The organism is Catellatospora coxensis, from assembly GCF_016862635.1.
GTDB lineage: Bacteria > Actinomycetota > Actinomycetes > Mycobacteriales > Micromonosporaceae > Catellatospora > Catellatospora coxensis.
The window spans coordinates 26065-41534 of record NZ_BONI01000081.1 but is presented as its reverse complement, the minus strand read 5'-3'; the positions used below and the strand labels follow the sequence as shown (position 1 = coordinate 41534).

13 protein-coding genes are annotated in these 15470 nt (G+C 69.8%); 9 read left to right on the top strand and 4 right to left on the bottom strand.

Going from position 1 to position 15470, the window contains the following annotated elements:
- The first annotated feature begins 96 nt into the window (after positions 1–96).
- Genes Cco03nite_RS34245 through Cco03nite_RS34230 form a run of 4 tightly spaced genes read left to right on the top strand, consistent with a single transcriptional unit; the run spans position 97 to position 4037 of the window.
- Complete coding sequence (locus Cco03nite_RS34245; protein WP_203698000.1) at positions 97–1005, top strand: ABC transporter permease; 909 nt, start codon at positions 97–99, stop codon at positions 1003–1005.
- Positions 998–1990 (top strand): ABC transporter permease, encoded by a 993-nt coding sequence (locus tag Cco03nite_RS34240; RefSeq protein ID WP_203697998.1) that lies wholly within the window; start codon positions 998–1000, stop codon positions 1988–1990. The genes Cco03nite_RS34245 and Cco03nite_RS34240 overlap by 8 nt, the downstream gene beginning before the upstream one ends.
- Before the next feature lie 9 nt (positions 1991–1999).
- Positions 2000–3037, top strand: a complete 1038-nt coding sequence (locus Cco03nite_RS34235) for an ABC transporter ATP-binding protein (protein ID WP_203697997.1) — start codon at positions 2000–2002, stop codon at positions 3035–3037.
- On the top strand, positions 3030–4037 hold the full coding sequence (locus Cco03nite_RS34230) for an ABC transporter ATP-binding protein (protein ID WP_203697996.1): 1008 nt from the start codon (positions 3030–3032) through the stop codon (positions 4035–4037). The genes Cco03nite_RS34235 and Cco03nite_RS34230 overlap by 8 nt, the downstream gene beginning before the upstream one ends.
- 292 nt (positions 4038–4329) lie before the next feature.
- Here the strand turns inward: Cco03nite_RS34230 and Cco03nite_RS34225 are convergent, their stop codons facing one another.
- A complete protein-coding gene (locus Cco03nite_RS34225) occupies positions 4330–4647 on the bottom strand; it encodes a chorismate mutase (RefSeq protein ID WP_275412097.1) in 318 nt (105 codons plus the stop codon).
- Between the two features lie 210 nt (positions 4648–4857).
- Positions 4858–6666, bottom strand: a complete 1809-nt coding sequence (locus Cco03nite_RS34220) for a bifunctional metallophosphatase/5'-nucleotidase (RefSeq protein ID WP_486303446.1) — start codon at positions 6664–6666, stop codon at positions 4858–4860.
- A gap of 224 nt (positions 6667–6890) precedes the next feature.
- Between Cco03nite_RS34220 and pcrA the strand changes: the two genes are divergently transcribed.
- A complete protein-coding gene (pcrA, locus tag Cco03nite_RS34215; protein ID WP_239167894.1) occupies positions 6891–9320 on the top strand; it encodes a DNA helicase PcrA in 2430 nt (809 codons plus the stop codon).
- 330 nt (positions 9321–9650) lie between these two features.
- Here pcrA and Cco03nite_RS34210 read toward each other — a convergent pair whose 3' ends face one another.
- Together Cco03nite_RS34210 and Cco03nite_RS34205 are read right to left on the bottom strand one after the other, a co-directional pair.
- Positions 9651–10457, bottom strand: coding sequence for a M23 family metallopeptidase (locus tag Cco03nite_RS34210; protein ID WP_203697993.1), 807 nt, complete (start codon positions 10455–10457; stop codon positions 9651–9653).
- Between the two features lie 281 nt (positions 10458–10738).
- Positions 10739–11440, bottom strand: coding sequence for a M23 family metallopeptidase (locus Cco03nite_RS34205; RefSeq protein ID WP_239167893.1), 702 nt, complete (start codon positions 11438–11440; stop codon positions 10739–10741).
- Positions 11441–11791: 351 nt separating this feature from the next.
- Here Cco03nite_RS34205 and icmB point away from each other — a divergent pair, with 351 nt between their 5' ends.
- The 4 genes from icmB to sucD all read left to right on the top strand — a co-directional run bounded on the left by icmB (position 11792) and on the right by sucD (position 15463).
- The gene (icmB, locus tag Cco03nite_RS34200; protein WP_120317046.1) at positions 11792–12199 is read left to right on the top strand and encodes a coenzyme B12-dependent isobutyryl CoA mutase small subunit; all 408 of its coding nucleotides are present in this window, start codon (positions 11792–11794) and stop codon (positions 12197–12199) included.
- Between the two features lie 292 nt (positions 12200–12491).
- The gene (locus tag Cco03nite_RS34195) at positions 12492–13169 is read left to right on the top strand and encodes a hypothetical protein (protein ID WP_203697992.1); all 678 of its coding nucleotides are present in this window, start codon (positions 12492–12494) and stop codon (positions 13167–13169) included.
- Positions 13170–13389: 220 nt separating this feature from the next.
- Positions 13390–14568, top strand: a complete 1179-nt coding sequence (sucC, locus tag Cco03nite_RS34190) for an ADP-forming succinate--CoA ligase subunit beta (protein ID WP_203698001.1) — start codon at positions 13390–13392, stop codon at positions 14566–14568.
- 7 nt (positions 14569–14575) lie between these two features.
- Positions 14576–15463: a succinate--CoA ligase subunit alpha gene (gene sucD / locus Cco03nite_RS34185; RefSeq protein WP_203697991.1), complete on the top strand. Its 888-nt coding sequence runs from the start codon at positions 14576–14578 to the stop codon at positions 15461–15463.
- Positions 15464–15470: the final 7 nt, after the last annotated feature.

Here is a 15470-nt window from a genome sequence, read left to right as displayed (position 1 = left end):
GGCACGCCGGCGGGTCCGACCCCAGGTGACGCGGCGGGTGACCGCTGTGGCATGTGGGGTCGGCCCTATCTCGGCGAGGCTCAGTGAGGAGTAGTCATGGGGCGATATGCCCTCCGCCGTTTGCTGCAGGCGATCCCTGTCTTCATCGGCACCACCTTTCTCATCTGGTTCCTGGTGTGGGGACTACCAGGTGACCCCTTTGCAGGACGATGCGGCGAGCGGCAGTGCCCGCAGGCGTACGTCGACTTCATGACCGACAAGTTCGGCCTGGACGACCCGCTGCCGATCCAGTACCTGAACTACCTGACCAACCTGCTGCGTGGCGAGTTCGGCCAGACCTTCAACGGCACCGAGATCGGCGAGCTGCTGGGCCAGGCGTTCCCGGTGTCCATCAAGCTCGCGCTGGTGGCCGTGGCCGCGGAGGCGCTGATCGGCATCACCGCCGGTGTGCTCACCGGCCTGCGCCGGGGCAGCTTCATCGACAACCTGGTGCTGGTGTCGACGCTGGTCCTGATCGCGCTGCCGATCTTCGTGATCGGCCTCGTGGCCCGCTACTCGCTGAATCTGTCCTCGGTGTCGCCGGAGGCGCCGCTGGTGGAACTGATCATTCCAGGACTCATCCTGGGCAGCGGGTCACTGGCCTACATCACCCGGCTGACACGGGTGAACCTGGTGGAGAACCGGCGGGCCGACTACGTGCGGACCGCGGTCGCCAAGGGCCTGACCCCGAGCCGCGTCACCGGTGTGCACACGCTGCGCAACTCGATGATCCCCGTGGTCACCTGGCTCGGCCTCGACCTCGGCTCGCTCATGGGCGGCGCCATCGTCACCGAGGGCATCTTCAACATCCGCGGCATCGGCGGCCTGCTGTTCGACTCGATCAACCGCAGGCAGTCCGGCGTCGTGGTCTCGATCGTGGCGATCCTCGTGCTCGTCTACCTCGTCGTCAACCTGCTCGTCGACCTTCTGTACGGGGTCCTGGACCCGAGGATCCGCTATGAGTAGCCCTGAAGTGGCCACCCCCACGGCCGAAGCCGCCCCGATGCCGGTGACCCCGGCCGTCGCGGAGCAGGCTCCCCAGAAAGACAAGAAGGACAAGCCCCGTAGCCTGTGGACGGACGCCTGGTACGAGCTGCGCCGCAAGCCGCTGTTCGTGATCTCGGCGATCCTGATCATGATCTTCGTGCTGATGGCGGCGTTCCCGTCGCTGTTCAGTTCCGTCGACCCGGCGGCCGCGGACCTCAACCGGAGCCTGACCAAGCCCGACTTCGGGGCCTGGTTCCAGTTCGGCAAGGGTGGCCAGTTCGGCTACAACGTGCAGGGCCAGGACATCTACGCCCGCACGATCTACGGCGCCCGCGCCTCGATCGTGGTCGGTCTGTCCGCGGTCATCGGCAACATGCTGCTGGGCGGGTTCTTCGGCATCCTGAGCGGCTACCTGGGCGGGTGGACGGACACGCTGCTGGCGCGGTTCGGCGACATCTTCCTCGGCCTGCCGTTCGTGCTCGGCGCGCTGGTGATCCTGTCGACCTTCGCCCCGGTGCAGAGCAACCCGAGCGCGTTCCGCATCACCAGCCTGGTGATCGCCACGTTCGTGGCGCTGGGCTGGCCGTCGTTCGCCCGCATCATGCGGGCGGCGGTGCTGTCGACCAAGCAGCTGGACTACGTGCACGCCGCTCAGGCGCTGGGCGCCCGGCCGGGCCGGGTCGTCTTCCGGCACGTCCTGCCCAACTCCGTCGCCCCGATGGTGGTCGTCGGCACGATCACGCTCGGCGCGTACATCGGCGCCGAGGCGACGCTGTCCTTCCTCGGTGTCGGCCTGCGGGAGCCGGTCGTCTCCTGGGGCATCATGATCGGGCAAAGCCGGCAGTTCATGGAGGCCGCTCCGTACATGATGGCCTTCCCTGCCGCATTCCTGGCCATCGCGGTGCTCAGCTTCGTCATGCTCGGCGACGCCGTGCGCGACGCACTCGACCCGAAGCTGCGCTAGGAGAGCGACGTGAGTGACATCAAGGTGAAGACGGCGCCGGTACAGGGCGTCGACGGCCGCTCGGGCGGCCACCTGCTCGAGGTCGAGAACCTCCACGTGGAGTTCCGCACCCGCGACGGCGTCGCGAAGGTGATCAACGGAGTGTCGTACCACGTGGACGCGGGCGAGACGCTGGCGGTGCTGGGCGAGTCCGGCTCCGGCAAGAGCGTCACGGCGCAGACCATCATGGGCATCCTCGACACCCCGCCGGGCTTCGTGACGGGCGGTTCCATCCGCTTCCGCGGCAAGGACCTGCTCACCATGGGCAAGGACGAGCGCCGGCTGGTCCGCGGCGAGGGCATCGCGATGGTGTTCCAGGACGCGCTCTCGGCGCTGAACCCGGTCTTCACGGTCGGGTTCCAGATCGCCGAGCTGTTCCGCAAGCGGCGGGGCATGAGCCGCGCCGACGGGTACAAGCGCGCCACGGAGCTGCTGGACCTGGTCAAGATCCCGGCGGCGAAGACGCGCCTGAAGGACTTCCCGCACCAGTTCTCCGGCGGCATGCGCCAGCGCGTCATGATCGCCATGGCGCTGGCGCTGGACCCCGAGGTGCTGATCGCGGACGAGCCCACCACGGCGCTCGACGTGACGGTGCAGGCCCAGATCATGGACCTGCTGGCGGAGATCCGCCGCGACCGGAACATGGGCATGATCCTGATCACCCACGACCTCGGCGTGGTCGCCGACGTCGCGGACCGGATCGCGGTCATGTACGCGGGCCGGATCGTGGAGCAGGCCGACGTGCACGCGCTGTACGGCAAGCCCTGCCACCCGTACACGCTGGCCCTGCTGGACTCGCTGCCGCGCCTGGACCTCAAGGGCCAGGAGCTCAACACCATCAAGGGCCTGCCGCCCAACCTGCTGCGCATCCCCTCGGGCTGCGCGTTCCACCCGCGGTGCCGGATGGCGAAGGACATCTGTTCGGCCGAGCGCCCCGCGCTGGTCGAGCTGGGCGGCGTCCGGGCCAGTGCCTGTCACTTCGCAGAGGAGCTGTACGGCCGTGAGTGAAGTGATCCTCGAAGTACGCGACCTGGTCAAGCACTTCCCGATCCGCCAGGGCATCGTCTTCAAACGCACCATCGGGCAGATCAAGGCGGTCGACGGCGTCTCGCTCGACCTGCACAAGGGTGAGACCCTGGGCATCGTCGGCGAGTCGGGCTGCGGCAAGTCGACGCTGGCCAAGCTGCTGATGAACCTGGAGAAGCCCACCTCGGGCGAGGTGCGCTACCAGGGCCGGGACGTGCTGCGGCTCAGCCCGGCGGAGCAGCGCAAGCTGCGCCGCAACATCCAGCTGGTCATGCAGGACCCGTACACCTCGCTCAACCCGCGAATGACCGTGGGCGACATCGTCGGGGAGCCTTTCGAGATCCACCCCGACGCCGCGCCCAAGGGCGACCGGCGGCGCAAGGTGCAGGAACTGCTCGACGTGGTCGGTCTCAACCCCGAGCACATCAACCGGTACCCGCACCAGTTCTCCGGCGGTCAGCGCCAGCGCATCGGCATCGCCCGGGCCCTGGCGCTCAAGCCGGAGGTCATCGTCTGCGACGAGCCCGTGTCGGCACTCGACGTGTCGATCCAGGCACAGGTCATGAACCTGCTGGACCAGCTCCAGACGGAATTCAACCTGTCGTACATCTTCATCGCGCACGACCTGTCGGTGGTGCGCCACATCGCCGACCGCGTCGGTGTGATGTACCTCGGCAAGATGGTCGAGGTCGGCACGGACGACGACATCTACGTGCGGCCGACCCACCCGTACACGCAGGCTCTGCTGTCCGCGGTGCCGGTGCCGGACCCGACGGCGCGTCAGCGCAAGGCGGTCATCCGGCTGGAGGGCGACGTCCCGTCGCCGGCCAACCCGCCGTCGGGCTGCCGTTTCCGCACCCGGTGCTGGAAGGCCCAGGAGATCTGCGCGACGGAGACGCCGCTGCTGCAGATCCGCCCCACCTCGGGGCACCCGAGCGCTTGCCACTTCGCGCAGGAGCGGGACGTGGTGCACGCGGGGTAGGAGTGTCTCCCGGTGGCGAACGGTCAGGTGGGGTTGAGCCTCCGGCCGGACCGCCCGCCACCGGGTCAACATAGAGCAGGGCACCGTCCGCGCAGCGGGCGGTGCCCTGTGCATGTGCGCCCGAACCCATGATCCACGGAACAGGCGCGCGGACCGGGCCGGTGCGACCCGCCGCCGCCGTCTCGCAATCGACGTTGGCCTATCTCATCGAATTCGATCTACGCCCAGTCGATGTAATAGGCCAACGTCGATTGCAAAGCGCGGCGGGCCTTGGTGCGGGTGGGGCGGCTGGTTACAGCGGGCCGCGGCCGGCGCGGAGGATGAGGAGGGCGAGCTGGGTGCCGTCGGGGCCCAGTTCGGCGCGGAAGCGGTCCATGATCTCGCGTTCGCGGCTGAGCACCAGGCGGGTGCCGCCGGAGGCGACGCGGGTCTTGCCGACCTGCTGGGAGATCGCGGCACGCTCCTTCCACAGCGCGATGAGGGCGGCGTCGATCTGGTCGATGCGCTCCCGCATCGAGGTGATCTCGGTGGCTGCCTCCGGCGCGGTGGTGCCGGTCTCGTGGGCGATGGCGCTCATGTGGGACTCCTCAGTGGGATTGTCGCTCACCAGTGGCCGGGACAAGGCGAAAAGCCCCGGGCTCTGGGAGCCCGGGGCTTTTCGTGAGGTCTGTGTGCTCAGGCGCGACCTACGACTGCCGGGTTCCCGGAGCCATAGGTAAAGTAGAACGCCTGGTTGATCACGTTGCCAAGTATGCCATGGATACCTCGCCACGCAAGCACGTCGACCATCATGTGAGACCTTGATCTATCCGCGCGGCGCTCAGCCGAGCTTGGTGATGCGATTGGCCGGCCCCGGGGTGACCGGGCCGGTGGCCAGGTGCGCCACCAGCGCGTCGACGTCGAAACCGGGCGCGTAGACCCGGCCCGTGCCCGCGGTCAGCGCCGTGAAGTTGTCGCCGCCGTTGGCCAGGAAGTCGTTCGTGGTGACCTTGTAGGTCGCCGCCGGGTCGATCGGCGTGCCGTTCAGCGTCAGGCCGGAGACCCGGCTGCCGAGCGGCAGGGTGCTGTCGTACGAGTACGCGAAGCCCGCCGAGATCTGCAGGATCTTGGTGGTGTTCTGCCCGGCGTGGCCGGCGAACTGCTGCTCCAGCACCGCGTCGAGCTGCGCCCCGGTCAGCGAGTAGGTCACCACCAGGTTGTTGAACGGCTGGACGGTGAACGCCTCGCCGTACGTGACCTGGCCCGCGGGCTCGCCACCGGGCGAGTTCGCGAAGGTGAGCGGCGCCCGGATGCCGCCCGGGTTCATCAGCGCGAGCTGCGCCCCGGCGGAGGCGGTGTAAGCCAGCTGGGCGTCGGCGATGACGTCGCCGAGCGGGCTCTCCCCGCTGGGCTGCACGTCGCGCACGATGTCGGCGGAGATGCTACCGACGACCCGGTTGGCCAGCGGCGCGACGGCGGTGCGGTACTTGTCCGCGATCGCCTTGGCGGCCGGGTCGACCAGCGCGGGGTTGCGCACGAACACGCCGGGTGCGGTGGTCTGCCAGGTGCCGTCGGCGTTGCGCACACCGTTCTCGGTCACGACGTTGTGCGCCTCGATCGAGGTGAAGGTGCGGCTGCGCCGGTCCATGGTCAGCGTGATGTCGGTGACCAGCTGGCCGTTGGTGCCTGCGCTGGTGACGACGACGGGCTTGCCCGACTTGTTGGGCAGCTGGCACGAGTAGAAGCGGTGGGTGTGGCCGGAGACCACGACGCCGATCTCGTCGCGCAGGCCGGCCACGATCGGGGAGATCACGCCGGTGAACCCGTCACAGGTGGAGACGTTGCCGGTGGCGCCCTGCTGGCCGCCCTCGTGCAGCAGCAGCACCTGCGCCTTGACGCCGAGCAGGCGGAGCAGGCCGCTCCACAGGTTCGCGGTCTCGATCTCGTCGCGGAAGTCGACCGTGGTGATGCCCGCCGGGTTCACGATGCCCGGGGTGCCCTCCAGCGTCATGCCGATGAAGCCGACCGGCACGCCGTCGATGATCTTCACGTCGACCGGCGGCAGGATGGGCAGCTTGGTGCGCTTGTCGGTGACGTTCGCGGCGAGGTACTGGAACTCCGCGCCGTCGAAGCCGTCGCCGGCGAAGCAGCCCTCGACCGGGTGGCAGCCGCCGTGCTGCATGCGCTTGAGCTCGGTGACGCCCTCGTCGAACTCGTGGTTGCCGACCGAGCTGACGTCCAGGCCGAGCTCGCTGAGCAGCTCGATGCTGGGCTCGTCGTGGAACGCCGCGCTGACCAGCGGGGTGGCGCCGATCATGTCGCCCGCGCCGACGGTGACGACCTCCTGGCCGGCCGCCTCGCCCTCGGCACGCAGCTTCTTGACCCAGTGGGCCAGGTATTCGACACCGCCCGCGGGGGTGCCCAGCACCGCCGCGCCGCTGCCGGTCGGCGGGTCGATCGCGCCGTGGAAGTCGTTGAACGCGAGAAGGTTGCCGTACGCCGTGTGGTCGGCCGGAGCCGCCGCGGCCATGTTCACCGACACGGGCGTGAGGGGGTTCCACGCCGGGGTGGAAGAGGCGCTCGATCCGCTGCTCAGCGGGATCGTCGCCACTACGGCCAGTGCCAGCGCCGGTAGCGCCAGGTGCCGCATCGTGCCTGCCCAGCCCCGAGAACGGGGGTGATTCATGGGGGGCCTCCAGAGTCGGCATCGCGCGGGGGTGCGCGATGATTTATGAAGGCATCCTTGCGTATGCGTTTCCGCCGCGCCACAGCCCATCGGTGACACCTGCACGACCGTCTCGCTACGGGCCGGTTTCACGCTCATCGGTGGCGGGCTGGGTCGATGTCGGTGGGGGCGCATAGACTCTCCAGACGATGCATGCGCTCTTCGATCTCCCCGAGATGACGCCGTCCGAGACGACGCCCGGGGGGAGGCCCGCCACCGCGAAACCGCCCGCCGAGAAGGCCTCTGGCGGCTCTTGGCCGTCCCAGGGCGACCGCGCCCCCACCGAGTCCGGCCCCCGCATAGCGGCGCTCCTGGAGGGCCTCAACGAGCCCCAGCGGGCGGCCGTCACCCACGAGGGCACCCCGCTGCTGATCGTCGCCGGCGCCGGCTCCGGCAAGACCCGGGTGCTCACCCAGCGCATCGCCTACCTGCTGGCCGCCCGGGGCGTGCACCCCGGCGAGATCCTGGCCATCACGTTCACCAACAAGGCCGCGGGCGAGCTGCGCGAACGGGTCGCCGCGCAGGTCGGCAACCGGGCCCGGATGATGTGGGTGTCCACGTTCCACTCGGCCTGCCTGCGCATCCTGCGCGCGGAGCACGAGCACGCCGGCCTCAAGTCGTCCTTCTCGATCTACGACGCGGACGACTCGCGCCGGCTGATGCAGCTGGTCGCGCGCGAGCTGGACCTCGACCCCAAACGCTACCCGCCGCGCAGCCTCGCCGCGCAGGTGTCGAACCTGAAGAACGAGCTGGTCGACCCCGAGGCGTTCACGCCGCACGGCCCCGCCGAGCGGGTGCTCGCCGAGGCGTACACGCTCTATCAGCAGCGGCTGCAGCAGGCTCAGGCGCTCGACTTCGACGACATCATCATGCGCACCGTGCACCTGCTGCAGGCCAAGCCCGAGGTGACCGAGAAATACCGGCGGCGCTTCCGGCACGTCCTGGTCGATGAGTACCAGGACACCAACCACGCGCAGTACGTGCTGGTCAAGGAGCTGGTCGGGGACACCGGCGAGCTGTGCGTGGTGGGTGACGCGGACCAGTCGATCTACGCGTTCCGCGGCGCGACGATCCGCAACATCCTGGAGTTCGAGCGGGACTACCCGCAGGCGCGCACCATCCTGCTGGAGCAGAACTACCGCTCGACGCAGACGATCCTGTCCGCCGCCAACTCCGTGATCGACCGCAACAGCGACCGCAAGCCCAAGCGCCTGTGGAGCGACCAGGGCGCGGGCGAGCAGATCGTCGGGTACGTCGCCGACAACGAGCACGCCGAGGCCGACTGGGTGGCGCGCGAGATCGACCGGCTCACCGACGCCGAGTCGGCGCGGCCGGGCGACGTCGCGGTGTTCTACCGCACCAACGCGCAGTCCCGGGTCTTCGAGGACATCTTCATCCGGCTCGGCCTGCCCTACAAGGTCGTCGGCGGGGTGCGCTTCTACGAGCGCAAGGAGGTCCGCGACGCGCTGGCCTACCTGCGCGCGGTGTCCAACGAGGACGACACGGTCAGCATGCGCCGGATCATCAACACGCCCAAGCGCGGGCTCGGCGACCGTGCCGAGGCCGTGGTGGAGGCGCTGGCCGCCCGCGACCGCGTCTCCTTCGGAGCGGCGCTGCGGCGGGCCGCGGACGCGCCGGGCATCTCGACCCGCGCGGTCAACTCGATCGGCGAGTTCCTCACGATGATGGACGCCGCCCGCGAGCTGGCCCGCACCGCGCCGCCGGAGCAGGTGCTGGAGCTGCTGCTCACCGAGTCCGGCCTGCTGTCGGAGCTGGAGGCGAGCCTCGACCCGCAGGACGAGGGCCGGGTGGAGAACCTCCAGGAACTCGTCAGCGTGGCCCGGGAGTACGCCGAGCGCACCGCGGCGGCCGACGAGACGCCGACCCTGGCCGGTTTCCTGGAGCAGGTCGCGCTGGTGGCCGACGCCGACCAGGTGCCCTCCGACGACCCGGAGCACCAGGGCGTGGTCACGCTGATGACCCTGCACACCGCCAAGGGCCTGGAGTTCCCGGTGGTCTTCCTCACCGGCCTGGAGGACGGGGTCTTCCCGCACCTGCGCTCGCTGGGCGAGGTCAAGGAGCTGGAGGAGGAGCGGCGGCTGGCCTACGTCGGCATTACCCGCGCCCGCCGCCGGCTCTACCTGTCCCGGGCGGTCACCCGCTCGGCGTGGGGGCAGCCGCAGTACAACCCGGCGTCGCGCTTCCTGGAGGAGCTGCCGCCGGAGCTGCTCGACTGGCACCGCACCGAGGGGGCGTACACCTCCTGGGGTTCGCGCGGCGGCGGTATCGGCGGCCGCGAGCGGGCCCAGGAGCGGGGCAGCGGCGGTTTCGTCGGCGGCACCGCCCGCGCGGCGGCGCTCGCCAGCAAGATCGGCATCGACCCGAGCAAGCTGGCCACCGCCAGCGACCTGGCCGCCGCGCCGTCGCTGTCGGCCGGCGACCGGGTCAACCATCAGCGCTACGGGCTGGGCCGGGTGCTCGCCGTGCAGGGCGCCGGAGCCCGCGCCCAGGTCCAGGTCGACTTCGGCGACCAGGTCCTCTGGCTGGTCCTGCGCCACGCCCCGATCGAGAAGATCTGACCCTCGCCGACCCGGCCGGGCACTGCCTCCAACGGTCTCGGCGAGGGCACCCCCACGGCCCGCCCCCGCGACCCGCTCCACGGCCCGCCTCCGGCTCGCCATAGACGCTGGCCTATCACATCGACGGTGACCCTGATCGAACTCGATGTGATAGGCCAGCGTCTATCAAGGCCGGACCGAAACGAGCGATCACCGCATCCTTCGTCAGACGCGTGTGGCCCAGATCTCGCGATCCGGGCCACACGTCTTCGGGGGGAAGGGGTTCTCGCTGGGGGGGGACCCCGGTGCGCGCGTGGGCGCGCACCGGTGTCCGGGATGGGTGGGTCGAGCTCAGCAGTTGACCGGCACGCCGCGGGCCTTCAGCCACGCGCTCGGCTCGATCTGGTTCCACATGCCCTTGTGCACCTCAAAGTGCAGGTGGGGGCCGGTGGAGTCGCCGGTGGAGCCCTCGTAGCCGAGCAGGTCGCCGGCCTTCACCTTCTGGCCGATCTGCACCGCGTCGCGGCTCATGTGGGCGTAGTGGGTGAAATAGCCGTCGCCGTGGTCGATGACCACCGAGATGCCGTAGCCGCTGTAGGCCCAGCCGTTGCTGAACACGGTGCCGGGGCCGACCGCGCGGATCGGGGTGCCGGCGGGCTCGGCGAGGTCGACGCCGGCGTGCAGGACGCCCCAGCGCTGACCGAAGCAGGAGGTGACCTGGGCGCCCGGCATGGGGCTGCCCCAGACGGGACGGGCCTTGACCGGCGCGGCGGCCTTCGGCGCGGCCTTGGGCACGGAGGTGCCGGCCTTCGCCTTGGCCTGCGCGGGCTGGACCGCCTTGGGGGCGATCGCCTTGGGCGCGGCCTTCGGCGCCGCCTTGGGTGCCGCGAGCTGGGTCTTGGCGGTGGCGCGCGCGGCGCGGTCGGCGCGATCGGCGGCCGCCTCGCGGCCGACCGTGGACGTCGCCGCCACGGGGGTGACCTCGGTGGGTCCGTTGTCGATGTTGGCGGCGACCAGGCCTACCGACGCGATGCCGGCCAGTGCCGCGATGGCTACGACGTGACGCGAGCGGCCGCGGAGGCCGCTTCGGATCTTGTCTCGGGCCACGTCGTACTGAGCGCGGGCTGCCTTCAGGAGTTCGGTGCTGCTGCCTTGCATGAGGTGGGAACCTCCGGGTCTTCGTTGACACGGGCTCGAGCCATGTTGCCTGGTCAAACCAGGTATGGCCAGCCCGCCCGAATCCCGGAACGGACACCCGGGCAGGTAGCACTCGGGAGTTATGTACCTTTTACGTACCCGCACCTACCCTGAGTCCCGTCAGGGTCGAGTGACGTGTGCCACCGGATTCGGGTGACCGGGGCCACCGCCTGTCGTGTCTGAATACGACAAAGCCGCCCGGATCTGGCGATCCCGGGCGGCTCTGCGGACGAAAAGTCGGCTCACCCGCCGTCGTAGGCCTGTTCGATCTCCAATTCGAGGTCGACGCCGTGTGCCTTGAACCACGGGAGGGGGTTCACGGCCACGTCGTTGACGTGGATCTCGAGATGCACGTGCGGGCCGGTGGAGTGGCCGGTGCTGCCGGAGATGGCGATGATGTCGCCCGCCTTGACCCGCTGGCCTTCCTTGACCATCAGGCGGCTGTTGTGCCCGTAGGTGGTCTTGATGCCGTTGCCGTGGTCGATGATCACCTGGTTGCCGTAGCCGCCGTTGTACGAGGCCAGCACGATGATGCCCTCGTGCATCGCGGCGACCGGGGTGCCCTCGGGGACCGCGATGTCGACGCCCTTGTGCGCCTTGCCCCAGCGCTGACCGAACAGGGAGGTCAGGCGGTAGTCGTGGTTCGGCAGGACCCACGCGTTCGGGGACTGGGCGATCGAGGTGGACAGCGAGCGGTCCTCGCCGCGGCCCGCGCGCTCGGCGGCCTCGAGGCGGGCGCTGCTGAGTTCGGAGGCGGACGTCTCGCCGACGAGAGCGTCGGTCTTCGCGTCCTTGATGCCGGCTCCGGCACCGAAAGCGACAACCCCGGCACCTACGAAAGCGGTCGTGACTACGGCGAGGTATCTGCTCCGGGGCGGGGCGGGAGCCCGTCGGCGGCCGCGGTAGCGGTCACCCTCCCGTAACAGTGTTGGCCTGTATTGCACGTACAGCCTCCGTCATCGGTGGCGCCGCGGACTCCGACGCTCTGTCACCCATTTTTGGATGGCACTTCTGGTTGGCACTTCTGGTTGGCACTGCGGCACAACTTAACCAACCCGTAGGGGTAGGCACAAGCTCCTGTCCGTCATCGCTTCGCTATGAGTGCGACTGTCCGGCCCGGAATGCCCGATAGCGACGTTAATTGTCCTGATATGCGATACACACGCTGCGTAATGGGCCTCGGGGCGGCGCGTATATATAGGTATCGCGGACTGAGACCACTGGACCGCTGGCAGTGACCGCCGGCGGGTGGGTTACCGTTCGTTAAGGTCAGTACGGCGGAGAGGTGAGCACTGATGGGCACTCGTATTCGCGTGGTCGTCGCCAAGCCTGGGCTCGACGGGCACGACCGCGGCGCGAAGGTGGTGGCCAGAGCCCTGCGCGACGCCGGCATGGAGGTCATCTACACCGGCCTGCACCAGACGGCGGAGCAGATCGTGGAGACCGCGATCCAGGAGGACGCCGACGCGGTCGGCCTGTCCGTGCTGTCCGGGGCGCACATGACGCTCTTCCCCCGGGTGGTCGAGCTGCTGCGCGAGCGCGGCGCCGGCGACATGGTGGTGTTCGGCGGCGGCATCATCCCCGACGCGGACATCCCGGAGCTGGAGCGGCTCGGCGTGGCCAAGGTGTTCACGCCCGGGGCGACCACGCACGCGATCGTGGACTGGGTGCGGGCCAACGTGGCGACCGCGCAGCCCGCCTGACCGTCCACCCCTGAAGACATCCGCACCCCCGCGCCGGAACGGCTCGGGGGTGCGTGCGTTGCGGATACGCAAAAAGGGAGGAGCCGGACGCACCCCTCACACGTCCGGCTCCTCTATGCACGATGCCCCGCCGCCACCCCTCGACCGACAGGGCATCGGCCGTTTGTGTCATCCTGCCTCGGCCGTTCCGACCTCAGCGCTCTGACATCAGACTCAACGACGGCCCGAGCCCGGGGTTACGGGCAATCGCGGGGTCACCGAAAAGAGTGACGGACTGCTAGGTTCACGCGCCATGACCAGCCCTCAGACCCCGGCGGGCACCCCCGCCCCCGTGCCGACCATCCGGCCGCTCATCCCGGCCGGCCTGCCGGTCACGGTCCAGCTGTCCGGCGCCGGGCGGCACCTGCTGGCCCACCGCCGCGGCGAGCTGACGGTGCTGGCGCTGCTCACCCTCTTCCTGGTGCCCGCCGGGGTCTACCTGCTGCTGCACTCGGCGGAGACGGTGCACAACGCCAGGTACGGCGACATGAACAGCGGCCTGCTCGGCGGCGCCGTGCTGGTGCTCGTGCTGGGCCTGCTGGTCTGGCTGCCGATCTCCGTCGTGCGCCAGCTGCGCCCGGTGCAGCTCGCCGCCGACGCCGAAGGGGTGTACGTGCGGCCCTTCCTCGACAAGGCCCGGGTGCTGCACCTGCCGTGGGCGGACATCGAGTCGGTGTACGTGCGGCACTGGCACGGCCCGCAGCTGTGCGTGAAGCCCCGCGACTCCCGCATCGAACCCCAGTTCAACCTCGTCAAGCAGGGCGACGCGGGCAGCCGGGCGGGTGTCGCCGTCGCGCAGAAGCGGCGCATGAAGAAGCTGGAGACCAACATCCACGTGCCTATCGCCGCGGCTCCGGGCACCCCCGCCGACCTGCTGGCCGCGCTGCGCTACCAGGCCGCCGGGCGGGTGCCGGTCGAGACGTCCGTCTGAGCACGGACCGGGGACGGGCCGGGCGGCCAACCGGCCGCCCGCTCCGACCGTGGACGTGGTGTGCAGTTGGGCACACCGGGCGGTCGTGCCGATACGTTGCGCTGACCGACCGTTAGGCTGCGCGGAAGGCCCAGCCAGCGGAGGATGGGCAATGGTCCCTACGCGTCGCAGCGGGCGTCCAGCCCGCGACGCCATGGGCTGGACACACGAAGAGGTATCGGTGGACCTGTACGAGTACCAGGGGCGCGATGTCTTCGAAAAGCACGGCCTGCCCGTGCTCGCCGGTGGCGTCGCCGAGACCCCGGAGGAGGCCCGCGCGATCGCCGAGCGACTGGGCGGCCGGGTCGTCGTCAAGGCGCAGGTGAAGGTCGGCGGCCGCGGCAAGGCCGGTGGCGTCAAGCTCGCCGCCGACGCGACCGAGGCGTACGACCGCGCGAACGACATCCTCGGCATGGACATCAAGGGCCACACGGTCCACAAGGTGATGCTGGCCGAGACCGCCGACATCGTCGAGGAGTACTACTTCTCCTACCTGCTGGACCGGGCGAACCGCACCTTCCTGTGCATCGCCAGCGTCGCCGGCGGCATGGAGATCGAGACCGTCGCCGAGGAGCAGCCGGAGAAGGTCGCGAAGATCGCGATCGACGCCAACCGCGGCGTCGACGAGGCGCTGGCCCGCGAGATCGTCGCCGCCGGCCACTTCCCGGCCGAGGTCGCCGACCAGGTCGTGGACATCGCCATCAAGCTGTGGCAGACCTTCCGGGCCGAGGACGCGACCCTGGTCGAGGTCAACCCGCTCGCGAAGATCAGCTCCGGCAAGGTGCTGTGCCTGGACGCGAAGGTGACGCTGGACGAGAACGCCGGCTTCCGCCACGCCGACCACGAGGCGCTGGAGGACAAGGCCGCGGTCGACCCGCTGGAGCAGGCCGCCAAGGCCAAGGACCTCAACTACGTCAAGCTCGACGGCGAGGTCGGCATCATCGGCAACGGCGCGGGCCTGGTCATGTCCACGCTCGACGTGGTCGCGTACGCCGGTGAGCAGTTCGGCGGGGTCAAGCCCGCGAACTTCCTCGACATCGGCGGCGGCGCGTCGGCCGAGGTGATGGCGAACGGTCTGGAGATCGTGCTGTCGGACCCGGCCGTGAAGAGCGTGTTCGTCAACGTCTTCGGCGGCATCACCGCGTGCGACGCGGTCGCCAACGGCATCGTGCAGGCGCTGGCCATGCTGGACAGCCGCGGCGAGACGGTGACCAAGCCGCTGGTCGTACGCCTCGACGGCAACAACGCCGAGGCCGGTCGCGCGATCCTCGACAGCGCGAACAACCCGCTCGTCGAGCGGGTGGACACCATGGACGGCGCCGCCAAGCGTGCCGCCGAGCTCGCCGCAGCGGGGAAGTGAATCTGACATGGCTATCTGGCTCACCAAGGACTCCAAGGTCATCGTCCAGGGCATGACCGGCTCCGAAGGCTCCAAGCACACCCGGCGCATGCTGGCCGCGGGCACCCAGATCGTGGGCGGCGTGAACCCGCGCAAGGCGGGCACCTCGGTCGACTTCGACGGCACCGCGGTGCCGGTGTTCGGGTCGGTCGCCGACGCGATGAAGGAGACCGGCGCGGACGTCACGGTCATCTTCGTGCCGCCGGCGTACACCAAGGACGCCGTCGTCGAGGCGATCGACGCGGGCATCGGCCTGGCCGTCGTGATCACCGAGGGTGTGCCGGTGCACGACACCGCCGCCTTCTGGGCGCACGCCGTCGAGACCGGCAACAAGACCCGGATCATCGGGCCGAACTGCCCCGGCGTCGCGTCCCCGGGCGCGAGCAACGCCGGCATCATCCCGGCCGACATCTCCGGCTCCGGCCGCATCGGCCTGGTGTCGAAGTCCGGCACGCTGACCTACCAGCTCATGTACGAGCTGCGGGACATCGGCTTCTCGACCGCCGTGGGCATCGGCGGCGACCCGATCATCGGCACCACCCACATCGACGCGCTCGCGGCCTTCCAGGACGACCCGGAGACCGAGGCCATCGTCATGATCGGTGAGATCGGCGGCGACGCCGAGGAGCGCGCGGCCGAGTTCATCAAGAACCACGTGACCAAGCCGGTCGTCGGTTACATCGCGGGCTTCACCGCCCCGCCCGGCAAGACCATGGGCCACGCGGGCGCGATCATCTCGGGCTCGTCCGGCACCGCCGACGCGAAGAAGGCAGCGCTGGAGGCGGCCGGGGTCAAGGTCGGCAAGACGCCGTCGGAGACCGCGCGGCTGATGCGCGAGGTCATGTCCGGCCGCTGACGCCGTA

Bases quoted from the DNA above. Each gene is read 5' to 3' on its own strand.
- Cco03nite_RS34240 (WP_203697998.1), top strand. From the start codon at position 998: ATGAGTAGCCCTGAAGTGGCCACCCCCACGGCCGAAGCCGCCCCGATG.
- Cco03nite_RS34245 (WP_203698000.1), top strand. From the start codon at position 97: ATGGGGCGATATGCCCTCCGCCGTTTGCTGCAGGCGATCCCTGTCTTC.
- Cco03nite_RS34195 (WP_203697992.1), top strand. From the start codon at position 12,492: ATGACCAGCCCTCAGACCCCGGCGGGCACCCCCGCCCCCGTGCCGACC.
- sucD (WP_203697991.1), top strand. From the start codon at position 14,576: ATGGCTATCTGGCTCACCAAGGACTCCAAGGTCATCGTCCAGGGCATG.
- Cco03nite_RS34220 (WP_486303446.1), bottom strand. From the start codon at position 6,666: ATGCGGCACCTGGCGCTACCGGCGCTGGCACTGGCCGTAGTGGCGACG.
- pcrA (WP_239167894.1), top strand. From the start codon at position 6,891: ATGCATGCGCTCTTCGATCTCCCCGAGATGACGCCGTCCGAGACGACG.
- Cco03nite_RS34210 (WP_203697993.1), bottom strand. From the start codon at position 10,457: ATGCAAGGCAGCAGCACCGAACTCCTGAAGGCAGCCCGCGCTCAGTAC.
- icmB (WP_120317046.1), top strand. From the start codon at position 11,792: ATGGGCACTCGTATTCGCGTGGTCGTCGCCAAGCCTGGGCTCGACGGG.